Genomic DNA, 17,153 nt, shown 5'->3' on the forward strand with positions numbered 1-17,153 from the left:
GAACCGCATAAAAAAACCAGAGGTCAGGCAATACACACAACATCACATCACAATGGAGCAAAAGCATGATCAACTCCCTGGCTAAATCCGGGATGCTGAAGGTCGGTCTGAGCCTGATTGCTATGACTGTCGCCGCCGGTGTTCAGGCAAAAACCCTGGTCTACTGTTCTGAAGGTTCTCCGGAAGGCTTTAACCCGCAGTTATTCACTTCGGGCACCACCTACGATGCCAGCTCACGTCAGATCTACAACCGACTGGTTGAGTTCACTGTCGGCACGACCGAACTGCATCCTGCGCTGGCAGAGAAGTGGGACGTCAGCGACGATGGCAAAACCTACACCTTCCACCTGCGTAAGGGTGTGAAGTGGCAGACGACCAAAGATTTCAAACCTACGCGTGACTTCAACGCGGATGATGTGGTGTTCACCTTTGAGCGCCAGCTGGATAAAAACAACGCCTATCACGGCGTCTCCGGCGGCAGCTATGAATATTTCGAAGGCATGGATATGCCGAAGCTGATCAGCAAAATCGAGAAGGTGGACGACAACACCGTACGCTTCGTGCTGACCCGCCCTGAAGCGCCGTTCCTCGCCGACCTCGGCATGGACTTCGCCTCTATCCTGTCCAAAGAGTATGCGGACAACATGCTGAAAGCCGGCACGCCGCAAAACGTCGACCTGAACCCGGTCGGAACCGGTCCGTTCCAGCTGCTGCAATACCAGAAAGATTCGCGCATCCTCTACAAAGCGAACCCGAACTACTGGGGCGAAAAGCCAAAAATCGACCGCTTAGTCTTCTCCATCACCCCGGATGCGTCAGTGCGCTACGCCAAACTGCAGAAGGGTGAGTGCCAGGTCATGCCTTATCCGAACCCGGCTGACATCGCACGCATGAAGCAGGACAAAAACATCAACCTGTATGAGCAGGCTGGCCTGAACGTCGGCTATCTCTCTTACAACGTTGAGAAAAAACCGCTGGATAACCTGAAAGTGCGTCAGGCACTGACCATGGCTGTCAACAAAAAGGCCATTATCGACGCGGTTTATCAGGGTGCAGGCCAGCCGGCTAAAAACCTGATCCCGCCAACGATGTGGGGCTACAACGACGCGGTCAAAGACTACGCCTACGATCCTGAGAAAGCCAAAGCGCTGCTGAAAGAAGCGGGCATGGCCGACGGCTTCTCCATCGACCTCTGGGCGATGCCGGTTCAGCGTCCTTACAACCCGAACGCACGCCGCATGGCGGAAATGATCCAGAGCGACTGGGCGAAGATTGGCGTGAAAGCCAAAATCGTTACCTACGAGTGGGGCGAATACCTGAAACGCGCCAAAGCGGGTGAGCATCAGACCGTCATGATGGGCTGGACCGGTGACAACGGAGATCCGGACAACTTCCTGGCGACCCTGTTCAGCTGTTCAGCCGCGAAAGATGGTTCTAACTACTCGCGCTGGTGTGATAAATCCTTTGAGGATCAGATCCAGCCTGCGCGCGCGACCGCCGACCAGGCGAAGCGTATCGAGTACTACAAACAGGCACAGGTTGTGATGCATGACCAGGCACCGGCGCTGATGATCGCGCACTCTACGGTATACGAACCGGTCAGCAAGAAAGTCACCGGGTACAAAGTCGATCCGCTGGGCGGACACTACTTTGCTCAGGTAGACATTCAGGAATAATTGTCGCCTTTTCCGGGGCGGCCCTGCGTCGCCCCGGCTTTTTCTCCCTGTTTTACTGGAAACGGTAGAGGCGCAGTCTGACTGCGTCGCGGTCGGACCTACCCGATCGTCAGATGTAAGCAATAACAACCCTCGCGGCGACGGTCGCGCGGAGAAGAGAGAACCCGGATTATGCTGCAGTTCATACTCCGACGTCTGGGCCTTGTCATCCCAACGTTCATCGGTATTACATTACTCACTTTCGCTTTTGTTCACATGATCCCCGGCGATCCGGTGCTGATCATGGCGGGCGAACGCGGGATTTCTCCTGAACGTCATGCACAGTTAATGACGCTGCTGGGTCTGGATCAGCCGCTGTGGAAACAGTACCTGAACTACATCAACGGCGTACTGCATGGCGACCTGGGCGTTTCACTCAAGAGCCGCATCCCGGTCTGGGATGAGTTTGTTCCGCGCTTCAAAGCGACGCTGGAACTCGGCATCTGCGCCATGATATTTGCCGTTGCGGTGGGCATCCCGGTTGGGGTCCTGGCCGCCGTGAAGCGTGGCTCCATTTTCGATCACACCGCCGTGGGCATCTCCCTGACCGGCTACTCCATGCCGATCTTCTGGTGGGGCATCATGCTGATCATGCTGGTCTCGGTGCAGCTCAACCTGACGCCGGTTTCCGGGCGGGTTGGCGACACCGTCTTCCTGGATGACAGCATGCCGCTGACCGGCTTTATGCTGATCGACACCTTCTTCTGGGGTGAGCCGGGCGACTTCCATGACGCGGTCATGCACATGATTTTACCGGCCATCGTGCTGGGCACCATTCCGCTGGCGGTGATTGTGCGTATGACGCGCTCGGCGATGCTGGAAGTGCTGGGTGAAGATTACATCCGCACGGCGCGCGCCAAAGGCCTGACGCGGATGCGGGTGATCGTAGTGCATGCGCTGCGCAACGCCATGCTGCCGGTGGTCACGGTCATCGGTCTGCAGGTCGGCACGCTGCTGGCCGGGGCGATTCTGACCGAAACCATCTTCTCGTGGCCGGGTCTGGGTCGCTGGCTGATTGAAGCGTTGCAGCGCCGCGATTATCCGGTGGTGCAGGGCGGTGTGCTGCTGACGGCAGTACTGATTATCCTGGTCAACCTGCTGGTTGATCTGCTGTATGGCGTGGTGAACCCGCGCATACGTCACAAGAAATAAGGGGGCATCATGTCTGTTGTTGATCCCGGCAGCGTTACCGTTGCACCCAAGCCGATGACCCCGTTTCAGGAATTCTGGCACTACTTTAAACGTAACAAAGGCGCGGTAATTGGCCTGGTGTACATCATCATCGTGTTGCTGTGCGCCATTTTTGCCGATGTGCTGGCTCCGCATGCGCCGGCTGAGCAGTTCCGCGATGCGCTGCTGCATCCGCCGGTCTGGCAGGACGGGGGCAGCTGGAACTTTATTCTGGGCACCGATGATGTGGGCCGCGATGTGCTGTCGCGCCTGATGTACGGCGCGCGCCTGTCGCTGCTGGTGGGCTGCCTGGTGGTGGTGCTGTCGCTGATTTTCGGCGTGATATTCGGCCTGCTGGCCGGTTATCTCGGCGGCCTGGTCGACGTCATCATCATGCGTGTCGTTGATATCATGCTGGCGCTGCCCAGCCTGCTGCTGGCGCTGGTGCTGGTCGCCATCTTTGGCCCCTCGATCGTCAACGCCTCTATCGCGCTGACCTTTGTCGCCCTGCCGCACTACATCCGTCTCACCCGTGCGGCGGTGCTGGTGGAGGTGAACCGCGACTATGTCACCGCCTCCGGCGTGGCCGGTGCCGGTATGCTGCGTCAGATGTTCGTCAATATTCTGCCTAACTGCCTTGCCCCGCTGATCGTGCAGGCGTCATTAGGCTTCTCCAACGCCATCCTGGATATGGCGGCGTTGGGCTTTCTCGGTATGGGTGCGCAACCTCCAACGCCGGAGTGGGGCACCATGCTCTCCGACGTGCTGCAGTATGCGCAAAGTGCCTGGTGGGTGGTGACCTTCCCTGGATTGGTCATCCTGCTCACCGTGCTGGCATTTAACCTGATGGGCGATGGTTTGCGTGATGCACTCGACCCGAAACTCAAGCAGTAAAGAGGCACCGAGATGGCGTTATTAAATGTAGACAAACTGTCGGTGCATTTCGGCGACGACAAAGCACCGTTTCGTGCGGTTGACCGCATCAGTTATCAGGTTGAGCAGGGCCAGGTGGTCGGCATTGTCGGCGAGTCCGGCTCCGGCAAGTCGGTGAGTTCACTGGCGATCATGGGGCTGATCGATTTCCCCGGCAAAGTGATGGCGGAAAAGCTGGAGTTTAACCAGCGCGATCTGAAGCGCATCTCCGAAAAAGAGCGCCGCCAGCTGGTTGGCGCAGAAGTGGCGATGATCTTTCAGGACCCGATGACCAGCCTTAACCCCTGCTACACCGTGGGTTTCCAGATTATGGAAGCGATCAAGGTGCATCAGGGCGGCAATAAACGCACCCGGCGTCAGCGGGCAATCGACCTGCTGACCCAGGTGGGAATTCCCGATCCCGCATCGCGGCTTGATGTCTATCCTCACCAGCTGTCGGGCGGTATGAGCCAGCGTGTGATGATCGCGATGGCGATCGCCTGCCGGCCTAAGCTGCTGATTGCGGATGAGCCGACCACGGCGCTCGACGTGACCATTCAGGCACAGATCATCGAACTGCTGCTGGAGTTACAGCGGCAGGAGAACATGGCGCTGATCCTGATTACGCACGATCTGGCGTTAGTGGCGGAAGCCGCACACCACATCATTGTGATGTATGCCGGTCAGGTGGTGGAGAGCGGTAAAGCGAGCGATATCTTTAAAGCCCCGCGTCATCCTTACACGCAGGCGCTGCTGCGCGCGCTGCCGGAGTTTGCGGCGGATAAAGCGCGTCTGGCCTCGCTGCCTGGCGTGGTGCCGGGCAAATATGACCGCCCGACGGGCTGTCTGCTTAACCCACGCTGCCCCTATGCGACCGATCATTGTCGTCAGGTGGAACCTGAATTGCGCACCATTCCAGGACGCCAGTCCAAGTGTCACTATCCGCTGGACGATGCCGGGAGACCAACGTATGAGTCATGAAACAACCAGAGATCAGTTCCTGTTGCAGGCGATTGATCTGAAGAAGCACTACCCGGTGAAAAAGGGTCTGTTTGGTCAGGAGCGTCTGGTCAAGGCGCTGGATGGCGTCTCCTTTAATCTGGAGCGGGGCAAGACCCTGGCGGTCGTGGGCGAGTCGGGCTGTGGTAAATCCACCCTTGGCCGTCTGCTGACGATGATTGAAATTCCGACCGAAGGGCAGCTCTACTGGCACGGTCAGGATCTGCTGAAACACGATCCCCAGGCGCAGAAGCTGCGCCGTCAGAAAATCCAGATCGTGTTCCAGAACCCCTATGGCTCGCTCAACCCGCGTAAAAAGGTGAGTCAGATTCTGGAAGAGCCGCTGGTGATCAATACCCAGCTGACTAAAGCGGAACGCCGTGAGAAGACGCTGGAGATGATGGCGAAAGTTGGCCTGAAAACCGAGCACTACGATCGCTATCCGCATATGTTCTCTGGCGGACAGCGTCAGCGTATTGCGATTGCGCGCGGGCTGATGCTCGATCCGGACGTCCTGATCGCCGATGAGCCGGTTTCGGCCCTCGACGTCTCGGTGCGCGCCCAGGTGCTTAACCTGATGATGGATCTGCAGCAGGACATGGGGCTCTCCTACGTCTTTATCTCGCACGATTTGTCGGTAGTGGAGCACATCGCCGATGAGGTGATGGTGATGTACCTCGGCCGTTGCGTTGAGAAGGGCAGCAAAGAGGCGATTTTCAGTAATCCGCGTCACCCTTACACCCAGGCGCTGCTCTCCGCGACACCGCGACTGAATCCTGACGATCGGCGTGAGCGGATTAAGCTGACCGGCGAGCTGCCCAGCCCGCTCAATCCGCCGCCGGGCTGCGCCTTTAATGCGCGCTGTCACCGTCGTTTTGGCACCTGTGTGCAGCTGCAACCGAAGCTGAAAAACTACGGCGGACAGGAGATTGCCTGTTTTGCGGTGGATCAGGATGAGAATCAGCCGGTCGGTGTGGCAGAAAAGGTCAGTTAAGGATCGGCAGGCCCCGTCCGGGGCCTGCGTTTCCTGATATCGCACGGGCTCAGCCCTCTTCAGACTGAATCGGCAGAGTTATGGCCTGACGATCAGTCCCCCCGCTTTATTTTCCCCCTCCCTTATCACAGCCCGTCGCTGTTATTCGCCAGCAGCGCTGCATCTTCCCTCAGCGGTGCCATCCTGATATGAGTGCAGCTGGCTGTACCAGGCAATGTCTGAGCCCTCTCTGCTGAAACATTATTCAGACAGGAATAGCCAGTTTAACTTAAGTTTAATTTATTAATTTTAAGTGCCGGTTGGCTATGGGAGGCGTCTTTTGAAGATTAGCGATTCTGTATGATTAAAATCGTTAATTAAATATGCTTTTTTTATAATCAGGTTTTCCTGACTGCGAATAACAGGATGTGGTATATTCCAGGAAAATTCCCCCCTTGTGGCAGGCCACCTCAAATGAAGAATTATGATGATTTGCAGCGTTTTAAAGAAAAAACACAAACGCTCGACATCGCCTTTAAAGATATGTCTGGCCAGACGCAGGAACCGGCGGAACAGAGTAAATGGGCACTGCTTCGTCAGCTGGCGAAGGAGGAGCATCACACGCCGTTCGGTGGCGGTCAGCGAATAGACCTGCCACAACCGCAGCCGCTGCGCGGTGATGAGTTTACGGCACCTCCGCCAGAGCCACCGCGCCCCGCAACGCTCTCTGCGTCGCCGGCAGAGGCACAGCCCCGTTACGCCGCGCTCAGTGCGCAACCGGCGGCGGCCCGCAGTTCGATTCTCGACAGCCTGGCAGGCAGCAGCGTCCCTGCGGCCACGCCAGCGGCTGAGCGGGGCCCGTCGGCCTTATTTCCACCACCCCCGCCGCCACAAAAAGCCATCGTCGCGGAACCTGTCGCCGCGCCGGTCCGGCCCGCCAGCGTGGCCGAACTTCAGCCCGCGGTGGCACCGTCCGCGCCTCATGCTGAGCCGGGACGGTTTGGCGCGCTGTTCCGCTCACGTGAAGTCAGCCTGCCGAAAGAAACCTTACTGAAACCGTTACTGGAGAAGATTGCGCTATGCCGTTAGTTTGTGTGTGCTCGCCGAAGGGGGGCGTGGGGAAAACCACGCTGGCGGCGAATCTGGCCTGGAGCCTGGCGCGGTCCGGTAGCAAAGTTCTGGCCATCGATTTTGATGTGCAGAACGCATTACGTCTGCATTTTGGCGTGCCGCTCCACGACGGCCGCGGATTTGTGGCGCGTTCAGAAGAGCAAGCGGACTGGAGTCAGTCGATTCTCACCACCGGCGGCAATATCTTTGTTCTGCCTTATGGCGACGTCACAGAGCCGCAGCGCGAACGGTTCGAAGAGAACCTGATGAAAGATCCCCACTTTATTCAGCGCGGTCTCGACACGGTGCTCAATTATCCCGGCCTGGTGATTGTGGCTGATTTTCCGCCCGGTCCCGGTCCGGCCCTTAAAGCCATGACGGCGCTGGCCGATATGCATTTAGTGGTGATGTTAGCGGATACCGCATCGGTCTCATTATTACCGCAGATAGAAGAGAACCGGATGATCGGTAAACCGCTTAATAATAAGCAGGGGCACTATTTTATCCTGAACCAGTGCGATAACCGCCGCAATATTAATCGCGATGTGACGGCCTTTATGCAGCAGCGGCTGGGGGATAATTTACTGGGCGTGGTTCACCGTGATGAAAGTGTTGGCGAAGCCAACGCGTCTCAGCAGTCTGTTTACGATTTCAGCCCCGCTTCCGCCGCGGCATTTGATATTGAACTGATCGCGAAACGCGTCAGCAGCATTCTCAATATCACCGTAGGCAATGGCGAAGTTCAGGCACCTATCCGTACTCACCATTTTTAACCGGCTGGTTTCGCCAGACAGCTGATTTACACAGCGCTTCTCAGGGTGAATCATGAGTAAAATCGGGTTTTACCTGCTGCTGCTGGTGCTTGCACCCGTTGCGGCGGTGATCATCACTACGCCGATGGACAGCCAGAAACAGTATATTTTTGGTCTGATCAGCATCGGCATGATGTTTTTATTGGGTTTCAGCAAGAGCCGCAAAATTACTGTGGTGATGGTGATCCTCTCGGCATTAATGTCCAGCCGTTATATCTGGTGGCGGACGACAGAGACACTGCATTTTAATTCCGAAGTCGAGGCTATCTTAGGGATTGGCTTATATGTGGCGGAGCTTTACGTCTGGCTGATTTTAATTCTCGGCTTCCTGCAAACCACCTGGCCTTTAAAACGCACCATCGTTCCGATGCCGGACGATACCCGGTTGTGGCCGACGGTAGATATTTATATCCCCTCCTACAATGAAAGCCTGGAAGTGGTGCGCGACACCGTGCTGGCGGCGCAGTGTATTGATTACCCGCGCGACAAACTCAGGGTCTACCTGCTGGATGATGGCAAGCGCAGCGAATTTGCCCGCTTCGCGGCCGATGTGGGGGTGGGCTATATCACCCGCGACGACAACAGACACGCCAAGGCCGGTAACCTTAACCATGCCATGAAAATCACCAAAGGTGAGCTGATCTGCATTTTCGACTGCGATCACGTCGCGACCCGCACCTTCCTGCAGGCGACGGTTGGCCCCTTTCTGAACGACCCAAAACTGGCGCTGCTTCAGACACCGCACTACTTCTACTCACCCGATCCCTTCGAGCGTAACCTGCGCGCCGCGCGCAGCATGCCAAACGAAGGGTCGCTGTTTTATGGCCCGGTGCAGCAGGGCAACGACAACTGGAACGCCACCTTCTTCTGCGGCTCCTGTGCGGTGATCCGCCGTTCCGCGCTGGAAGAGATTGGCGGCTTTGCCGTTGAAACCGTGACGGAAGATGCGCATACCGCCCTGAAAATGCAGCGGCTGGGCTGGGGTTCGGCCTTTCTGTCGATCCCGCTGGCGGCCGGTCTGGCCACGGAACGTCTGGGGCTGCACATCATTCAGCGTACCCGCTGGGCGCGCGGCATGACGCAGATTTTCCGCGTCGATAACCCGCTGTTTGGCCGGGGTCTGAAGTGGCAGCAGCGTCTCTGCTATCTCAATGCCATGCTGCACTTTCAGTTTGGTCTGCCGCGCGTCGCCTTCCTGACCGCGCCACTGGCTTACCTGCTGTTTAACCTCAACATTATTCACTCCTCGGCGTCGCTGATTTTCGCCTACGTGCTGCCGCATCTGGTGATGTCACTCTACGTGAACTCCCGCATGAATGGCCGTTTCCGCTACACCTTCTGGGGCGAGATTTATGAGACGGTGATGTGCTTCCACCTGGTGATCCCGACCATCCTGACCCTGCTGTCGCCTAAACATGGCAAATTTAACGTGACCGATAAAGGCGGCGTGCTGGATCAGGGCTTCTTCGACTTCCATATTGTGCGTCCGCACGTGATCGTGGCGCTGCTGCTGAGCATCGGCATTGTGGCTGGCGTGGTGCGGGCGGTAATGCATGACTACTTTGGCGTCGATCCCTACGTGATTGCCCTGAATGTCGGCTGGGCGATCTTCAGCCTGATCATTCTCATGGCCGCGATTGCCGTGGCGCGCGAAACCAAACAGGTGCGCAAAACCATCCGTATTGAGGTGCAGATCCCGACGATTATTCACTACGCCAGCGGCATTTCATCGCGCACGCTGACCAGTAACCTCTCCATGGGGGGCGCGCAACTCGACGCGCCCGACGGGCGTCACGAGTCTGATGAAATCGAAGAGATCGATCTGCTGCTGAAGTCAGGCGCGATTACGCTTCCGGTCACGAAGATTTCCGGCGATGCGGAGAGCATTCGTCTGCGCTTTGAAGCGATGCCGCTGGCGCGGCGTCGCGAACTGGTGCGCGTGGTGCTGGCGCGTGCCGATGCGTGGATTCAGCCGGAGTATAAACAGGACAACCCATTGATCTCGCTGGGCACCATTATCCGTACCGTGTTTGAGCTGTTCTGGCTGACCTGGAAGGGCCGCCACGATAAACGTAAAAATGTCGACCCGGTTGCTGCGGCGGCGAAAGAGGATGGCGCGGCATGAAGATCCTGACGCAGACATTGCTGGCCAGTTCACTGACGGCGGCATTGTGGCTGACGCCTGCCTGTGCGGAAACGCCAGCGGCGTCGGACAACAGCGGCGCGGCCCCGTTAAACAGTTCAGCCCCGACGCCGCCCGGGGCGGCTCCGGTCGCGCCGTCTGTCACAGAGGGTACGGCGTCTGCCACGCCGGAAACCGATTCGGCGCAGGCTCCGGCCAGCGAGACGCCGTCAGCCGCGCCAGCTGCGGCAGCCGGGAACAGCGCAGCGTCTGCCGCGCCGGGGACCGATTCCGCGCAGGCTCCGGTCAGCGAGACGCCGTCAGCCGCGCCAGCTGCGGCAGCCGGGAACAGCGCAGCGTCTGCCGCGCCGGGGACCGATTCCGCACAGGCACAGGCCAGCGAGACGCCGTCAGTCGCGCCAGCTGCGGCAGCCGGGAACAGCGCAGCGTCTGCCACGCCGGGAACCGATTCCGCGCAGGCTCCGGTCAGCGAAACGCCGTCAGCCGCGCCCTCTGTGGCACCAGCGACCGGCGCGGCCCAGTCATCCGCCAGCGATGCGCCCTCTGCCGCACCGGTGAATAGTGCGGCCCCCGCCAGCGGAGCGGTTCCCTCCGCGACGCCACCATCCGCCTCACCCGGTGACACGCCAGGATCAGCGCCAGCCGCAGCGGTTCCTGCCGCTGAGGCGACAGCCGCTCCGCAGAATCCTGTCGCGACGGGCGACGCTGCGGCCCCGACGACGCACAGCGGAGCCGTCACGCAGGACAGCAGTGCGCTGTCAGCGGTGCCGTTGCCGAAGGGGCTGAGCAGTGCGGACCCGGCGCTGGAAGCGGCCGCCAGCGCGCTGCCCTATGCGCCAGGCCAGGCGACAGCACCGGCGGCAGACGCGGCGTTACCGGTCATGGCGGCGATCAATCAGCCGATCAGCAGCACCCTCTCCGTGGCGCAGATGGGCCAGACGCGCGGCATCACGCTGACCGGCGGCCAGTTACAGTCAGGCATTACCTTTACCCTGCCCAGCGATGAGGTGATTACCAATGCGCGGCTCAATCTGTCGCTGCGCGTCTCAGCCGCACTGGCAGCGCGGAATACGTCGCTGCAGCTGATGCTGAACGGTCAGCCGCTCGGCACACTGCCGCTGGGCGCGACCGACAGCGATGTCAGCGACTATGAGCTGGAGATCCCGGCGGCGATGGTGGTCTCTGAAAACAACCTGAGTTTTAAAATCAACGATGCGGACAAGTTGTTGTGTGAGAAAGAGAGCGCACAGCAGTATCAGGTCACCATCCTGCCGCAGACCTCCCTGCACCTTGAGGGGCAGCAGCTGAATATCGGCACCCGCCTGCGCAATTTCCCGCGACCGTTCCTCGATCCTCAGCGGATGACCGCCGCCACCGTGACCATCGGCTTCGCCAGCAACCTCTCTCCCGATGCGGTGAGTGCGGCGGCGCTGGTGGCATCCTGGCTCGGCATCCAGAGTGATTATCGCGGGATTCGTTTCCCGGTGGTGCGCGGTGAGCTGCCGGAGAACAACGGCATCCTGTTTGGTCATCCCGGAGAGCGCATCGGCACGCTGACCTTCCCGGCCAGCAACGGCCCGATGCTGCAGCTGGTGGATAACCCCATCAACCCGGTCTACAAACTGCTGCTGGTCAGTGGCAACAACGCGGATCAGCTGCGTCAGGCGGCAAACCGGCTGACGCAGCCCCTGGCGACCGATGAGAGCCAGCTGCCGGTCGCTTCGCCGCTCCCTGACAGCCGTAAGCCTTACGATGCCCCGCGCTGGATCAACACGGACCGCCCGGTGCGGCTGAGCGAACTGCTGCGCAAAGATCAGAGCCTGACCAGCAGCGGCATCTGGCACGACGCCCTGCGCGTGAACTTCCGCGCCGCGCCTGACCTTTTCCTGTGGGATGGCGACACGGTGCCGGTCAATCTGCACTATCGCTTCCCGTCGGAAACCTGGATTGATGAGGAGAATTCGTTCCTTAACGTCATGCTTAACGGCACCTTCCTGCGCAACCTGACGGTGAATAAAGTCGGTCTGCTGGAGAATGCCTGGCACCGTTTAGGCGGGGATGCGCGGCAGGAGCAGTATCGGCTTAACCTCGAACCCTATCTGATCTACGGCGATAACCAGCTGGCGCTCTATTTCAATATTAAACCGCGCGCCGACGCGCCCTGCGGCGTGCTGCTGAATAACAACATCAAGAGCCGGATTGAAGAGGACTCGTGGATCGATCTGAGCCATACCCGCCACTTCAGTATGCTGCCGAACCTCTCTTACTTTGTCGGGGCCTCATTCCCGTTCTCGCGCCTTGCCGACTTCGGTCAGACCACGCTGCTGCTGCCGGAAACCCCCAGCAACGCCGAGCTGTCGACGCTGCTGGATCTGGCGGCGCGCGCCGGGAATGCCACCGGCGTGGCGCTGACGCAGAATCAGGTCATGTTTGGTCTGCCCGCTGGTGGCACCCATCTGGCACGTTTACAGCAGAGCGATCTGCTGGCGGTCAGCACCACTGGCAACAGCGCCTTTAATCAGGCGATGCTGGCGGCGTCACCGTACGACGCCAGCGGCAACACCTTTGGCGTGAAAGAGCCGGATACGCTGGAACAATTACGCGGCTGGCTGACCGGCGACTGGAGTCGGCAGCAGCTGGATGCCGATCGCTACTTCTCCTCCAACGAGGCGTGGCGCGGCTTCCTCAGCTATCGCTCGCCGTGGAACCCCGATCGACTGGTGGTGATGACGGTCGCAACCAGCGACGACCAGCTGCTGCGACTGCACAACGATTTAAGTTCGGCGCAGATCAACGCCGCCGTGCGCGGCGATACCGCGATCATTACCGATGAAAACGGCATTCGCAGTTTCCGCGTCGGCGCACAGTTCCCCAGCGGCGAGATGCCCTGGTACATGATGGTAGTGTGGTACGCCAACCAGCACTCGGTGCTGCTGGCACTGGCGGCGCTGCTGGTCTCTGCGCTGGTGGGCAGTGCGGCCTGGGCGATGCTGAAGCGCCATGCCTGGCGGCGTCTGCATCCAAAGCAGGGCCGTGATTCCGGCAGGAAGTAAGGATAAAAAGAATGAAAACGACTCTGATAAGTGCCGGAATCCGCCATGCGCTGCTGCTGGGCAGCACGCTGATCTTCTCTTCGCCGCTGCTGGCGGCGGAAAGCAGCAACCCGGCGTTGCAGGCGCTGTTCGACCAGGCTTCTTACTGGCACCAGAAGGCGCATGACGATCTGGCGAAGGCTTCGCTGCAGAAGGTGCTGATGGTGGAACCCGGCAACACCCAGGCGCTCTACCTGCTGGCGCTCTATTCCCAGCAGGGCGGCGATACGGCGGCGGCGGCGCAGTATCGCGCCCGCCTGAGTCAGGTTGCCCCTGGCGATCCCCATCTGAGCGAGCTGGATAATGCGCGCCAGATGCAGACCATTCCGCAGGCGCAGCTTTCGCTGGCGCGTCAGCAGGCGCGCAGCGGCAATATACCGGCGGCGTTACAGACCTGGCGCAACACCTTCAGCGGCAATGAGCCGCCCGCCAGCGTGGCGGCGGAATATTATCTCACCATGGCCGGCGACCGTACGCTGCTGCCGCAGGCGGTCGAGGCGCTGCGGCAGTTTGCGGCGCAGCATCCGCAGGACACGGGTGCGCAGCTGGCGCTGGGGAAAGCGCTGACTTATCAGGAGTCGACCCGCCGTGAAGGCATCGAAGTGCTGAGCGCGCTGGCGAGCGGCAATCAGGATGCTGACCGTTCACTGCGTCAGGCGCTGCTGTGGCTCGGCCCGCAGCCCGCCGATGCGGCGCGTTATCAGACCTGGCAGCAGCGTCATCCGCAGGATACAGCGGTCATGGACTACTACCGTAAGAATGTGGGTGGCGCAGAAAAAGGGGCGGGCTTCAGCGCGCTGAACAGCGGGGATGTTGGCGGGGCGCAGGCCAGCTTTGAAAAAGTGCTGGGTGCCAATCCTCAGGATGCGGATGCGCTGGCGGGCATGGGCTACGTGGCCCAGCGTGACGGACGTTATCAGGAAGCGGCCGATTATCTGCAGCGGGCGGCGCAGCTTGGCGGCGATCAGAGTGCGTCGCGTCAGCAGCAGGCCGACGATGCCCGCTTCTATGCGCAGCTGACCAGCGCGCAGCAGGCGCTGAAAAACGGCGACAGCGCACAGGCGCTGACTTTAAGCGAACCGCTGATGCAGGCGCAGGGCGAAAAAGGGCTGGCCGCCAGGCTGTTCCGCGCCGACGTGCTGCGCCGCACGAATCAGCCCGTCCAGGCGGAGCAGATCTACCGCGAAATCCTGCAAAGCGATGCGGATAACCGCAGCGCCAAAGAGGGGCTGTTCTACGTGCTGCGCCAGCAGAATCGCACGGCTGAAGCTGGCAGTCTGCTAAGCTCCCTGCCGGAGAGCGTACGCCAGAGCGTCGCACCGCGGACGAATGAAGCCGATGCGCTGCGCCAGCAGGCGAAGCGTCAGCTGGCCGCCGGTAACAGCGCCGCCGCGATGGCGACGCTGCAACAGGCTATTCAGCGCTATCCCACGGAGGGGTGGTTGCGGCTCGATCTGGCCCGGCTCTACCGCCAGCAGGGGGATACGCTGCTGGCCGCTAACGTGATGCAGCCGGTCATGCGCAGCGGTGCCAGCAGCAGCGAGCTGTATGCTGGCGCACTCAACGCCAGCGAAAGCGGCGGCTGGCAGCAGGCCAGCACCTTACTGTCACGCATTCCCGCCAGCGCACAGACCGCAGCGATGCGTGAACTGGCGCAGCGGGTCAATTTCAACCTGCAGATGAGCACCGCCGATCGCTATCTGGCGCAGGGGGCCACGGCCGCCGCTGCCAATACCCTGAAAGCGCTCACGGTCAATCCGCCCGCGAATCCGGTTGATGCCGGTAATCTGGCGCAAAAGCTGGCGCAGGCGGGCGATCTCCCCAGCGCCGTCTCGCTGGTGCGGGCGAACCTGCAGCGCGGCGTGCAGGGGAATGCGGGCGACTATGCGGCGCAGATGGCGGTGCTGAATCAGGCGGGCCTCGGCAGTGAGGTACAGCGCTTCCTCAGCAACCCTGAGCTGCAGGCGCGCAGTACCCCGACCCAGCTGGCCGGCATTCGCAACGGCTATCTGATTAACGAAGTGGATCGCCTGCGGCAGCAGCGGCAGTATGCGGTGGCCTATGACAAGCTGATTGGTGCCCTGCAACAGGATCCACAGAACCGCGATCTGATGTTCGCGATGGCCCGTCTTTACCAGGACGGTAAGATGAACCGGGATGCCGGTGTGGTGTATGACTACCTGATGACCCAGGATACCCCGACTCAGGATGCCCGTGTCGGGGCCATCAACGTGGCGCTGGCGCAGAACGATGTGCAGCGCGCCAGTGCGCTGAGTCGCGGCCTTAACCGCACCGCGCCGTCGGCCGATCGCCTGCTGCTGCTGGCGCGCGTCGCGGAAGCCAATGGCGACCATACGCAGGCGATGGGCTATCTGCGTTCCGCGCGTGGTCAGCTGATCGGCCTGCAGGGCGCGCAACCCGGCAGCGTGCCGACGATAGGCGGGCTGGCCCTGGCGGATAACCCCTTTATCAATCGCCACACTTCGCCGGTAGGACGCACCGCGTCCAGCTACGGCACCGTGCTGCCGTGGCAGGCAGCGCCTGCCGGGGTGACGGCACAGGACGAACCGGCTTCGGGCAGCGAAACCGCGTCCCGACAGGCGCAGACGCTGCACGAGATCGACACCATGATGGATTCGCTGCAGGAGAAAACCGGCACCTGGAGTCAGGGTATGGTGCAGGTGCGCGGGCGTGATGGCGAGTCAGGCCTGAGCAAACTCACCGAAGCCAAAGCGCCGCTGACGTTCTCTACCGTGCCGTTTGAAAAGGCGCGCTTTGACTTTACCGCCACGCCGGTCTCGCTCACGGCGGGCAGCGGCGCGGCCGATGCATGGCGTCGTTTCGGCACCAATGCGCTGAGCCAGGGCAATGTAGTCGCCGCAGGCGGTGCCACGGTCAATGATCTGCCGAACGCCACCACCGATTCGCAAACGGCGTCGGGCGTGGAGCTGAATCTGGCGCTGAAGGGCGACCGTTACAAGGTCGATCTCGGCAGTACGCCGCTGGGGCAGGATCTCAGTACCCTGGTGGGCGGCGTCCAGTGGTCACCGAAGCTGACCGACTTCCTGACGCTGATCCTGACCGGCGAGCGCCGCGCCATTACCGACAGCCTGCTCTCATACGTGGGCGCAGAGGATAAGAGCAGCGGCAAACGCTGGGGCCGCGTCACGAAGAACGGGGCTAACGCCCTGTTAAGCTATGACAATGGCGATGCGGGCTTCTACGCCGGGGCGGGCGCTTACAGCTATCTGGGCGAAAATGTTGCCAGCAACAACAGCCTGCAGGCGACGGCAGGCGCTTACGTTCGTCCGTTCCACAGCGACGACCGCGAGCTGAAAGTGGGGATGAGCCTGTCGTGGATGGACTTCTCGAAAAACCTCAGCTATTTCAGCTACGGGCAGGGCGGCTACTTCAGCCCGCAGAACTATGCGGCGGTCTCTTTCCCGGTGGAGTTCTCTCGCCGGTTTAACGATCTGAAAGTGAACATCGGCGGTTCCGCTGGTTATCAGAGCTACAGCCAGGACAAGAGTGCGTACTTCCCGGCCGATGCCCGGCTGCAGTCGCAGCTGGAGGCGCTTGCCGCCGGTGGCAGCGTGAAAGAGGCGTACTACTCGGGTGGCAGTAAAAATGGCGTCGGCTACAACCTGCACGCGGGGGCTGACTATAAACTCAATAAAGATGTGACGATTGGCGGCCAGCTGGGCTATGACACCTTTGGTGACTACAACGAAAGCAGCGCGCAGCTCTATGTCCGCTATCTGTTCGGAGAGAAGTAATGAGTGAGCATTCGGGCGGTTCGCATCCCTGGCAGCCGGGCTGGTTTGACCTGGTCAGCGTGCTGATTGAGGGGATGATCGCCAACGCCGGTCAGCAGGAGGCGGAAGCCTTCCTCTACCGCATGGGGGAGTCGCTGGCGACCCGCTATCCGTTGCCAGCGGCACGCACCGTGCAGGATCTGGAGCGCGAGTGTAATCTGCAGCTGGCGCGCTTTAACTGGGGATTTGTGCAGCTTCAGCCGGAAGAGGCGGCGCTGCAGATTACCTGTCACGCTATACCGGCAGGCGACAACATCCTTCCACCGGCTGAGTGGCAGTCGGCGTTTGGTGCGGTGCTGGCCGGTCTTTTTTCGGGCTGGCTGCAGGGGCAGGGCGGCAGCAACCGGGTGCCGGTAACGGCTGAACGCAGTGAAGGCAGTACGCTGTACTATCGATATCAATAGGATCAATT

Annotated in this window: 11 protein-coding genes; all 11 read left to right on the forward strand. The window is 60.4% G+C overall.

What is annotated here, in order from left to right; all coding sequences use genetic code 11:
* Positions 1-65: 65 nt before the first annotated feature.
* Positions 66-1,676, forward strand: a complete 1,611-nt coding sequence (gene dppA / locus F3I47_RS16900; RefSeq protein WP_009088361.1) for a dipeptide ABC transporter periplasmic-binding protein DppA — start codon at positions 66-68, stop codon at positions 1,674-1,676.
* A 171-nt stretch (positions 1,677-1,847) separates the two neighbouring features.
* Positions 1,848-2,867 carry a dipeptide ABC transporter permease DppB gene (dppB, locus tag F3I47_RS16905; protein WP_009088364.1) on the forward strand — a complete coding sequence of 340 codons (1,020 nt, stop codon included), beginning with the start codon at positions 1,848-1,850 and terminating at the stop codon, positions 2,865-2,867.
* 9 nt (positions 2,868-2,876) lie between these two features.
* Complete coding sequence (dppC, locus tag F3I47_RS16910; RefSeq protein WP_009088366.1) at positions 2,877-3,779, forward strand: dipeptide ABC transporter permease DppC; 903 nt, start codon at positions 2,877-2,879, stop codon at positions 3,777-3,779.
* A 12-nt stretch (positions 3,780-3,791) separates the two neighbouring features.
* Positions 3,792-4,778: a dipeptide ABC transporter ATP-binding protein gene (gene dppD, locus F3I47_RS16915; protein WP_009088368.1), complete on the forward strand. Its 987-nt coding sequence runs from the start codon at positions 3,792-3,794 to the stop codon at positions 4,776-4,778.
* Positions 4,768-5,790 (forward strand): dipeptide ABC transporter ATP-binding subunit DppF, encoded by a 1,023-nt coding sequence (gene dppF, locus F3I47_RS16920; protein ID WP_150029921.1) that lies wholly within the window; start codon positions 4,768-4,770, stop codon positions 5,788-5,790. Before dppD ends, dppF begins: the two co-directional genes overlap by 11 nt.
* A gap of 453 nt (positions 5,791-6,243) precedes the next feature.
* Positions 6,244-6,858, forward strand: a complete 615-nt coding sequence (gene bcsO / locus F3I47_RS16925) for a cellulose biosynthesis protein BcsO (RefSeq protein ID WP_140923956.1) — start codon at positions 6,244-6,246, stop codon at positions 6,856-6,858.
* Complete coding sequence (bcsQ, locus tag F3I47_RS16930) at positions 6,849-7,652, forward strand: cellulose biosynthesis protein BcsQ (RefSeq protein ID WP_009088374.1); 804 nt, start codon at positions 6,849-6,851, stop codon at positions 7,650-7,652. The genes bcsO and bcsQ overlap by 10 nt, the downstream gene beginning before the upstream one ends.
* Positions 7,653-7,704: 52 nt before the next feature.
* Positions 7,705-9,816, forward strand: a complete 2,112-nt coding sequence (bcsA, locus tag F3I47_RS16935) for a UDP-forming cellulose synthase catalytic subunit (protein ID WP_150029920.1) — start codon at positions 7,705-7,707, stop codon at positions 9,814-9,816.
* The gene (gene bcsB, locus F3I47_RS16940) at positions 9,813-12,887 is read left to right on the forward strand and encodes a cellulose biosynthesis cyclic di-GMP-binding regulatory protein BcsB (protein ID WP_150042090.1); all 3,075 of its coding nucleotides are present in this window, start codon (positions 9,813-9,815) and stop codon (positions 12,885-12,887) included. The genes bcsA and bcsB overlap by 4 nt, the downstream gene beginning before the upstream one ends.
* Positions 12,888-12,898: 11 nt before the next feature.
* The gene (locus F3I47_RS16945; RefSeq protein WP_150029919.1) at positions 12,899-16,702 is read left to right on the forward strand and encodes a cellulose biosynthesis protein BcsC; all 3,804 of its coding nucleotides are present in this window, start codon (positions 12,899-12,901) and stop codon (positions 16,700-16,702) included.
* Complete coding sequence (gene bcsD / locus F3I47_RS16950; protein WP_150029918.1) at positions 16,702-17,145, forward strand: cellulose biosynthesis protein BcsD; 444 nt, start codon at positions 16,702-16,704, stop codon at positions 17,143-17,145. The genes F3I47_RS16945 and bcsD overlap by 1 nt, the downstream gene beginning before the upstream one ends.
* Positions 17,146-17,153 lie beyond the last annotated feature (8 nt).

Source organism: Pantoea sp. M_10, from assembly GCF_008631515.1.
In the GTDB taxonomy this organism is placed as follows: Bacteria; Pseudomonadota; Gammaproteobacteria; order Enterobacterales; family Enterobacteriaceae; genus Pantoea; species Pantoea anthophila.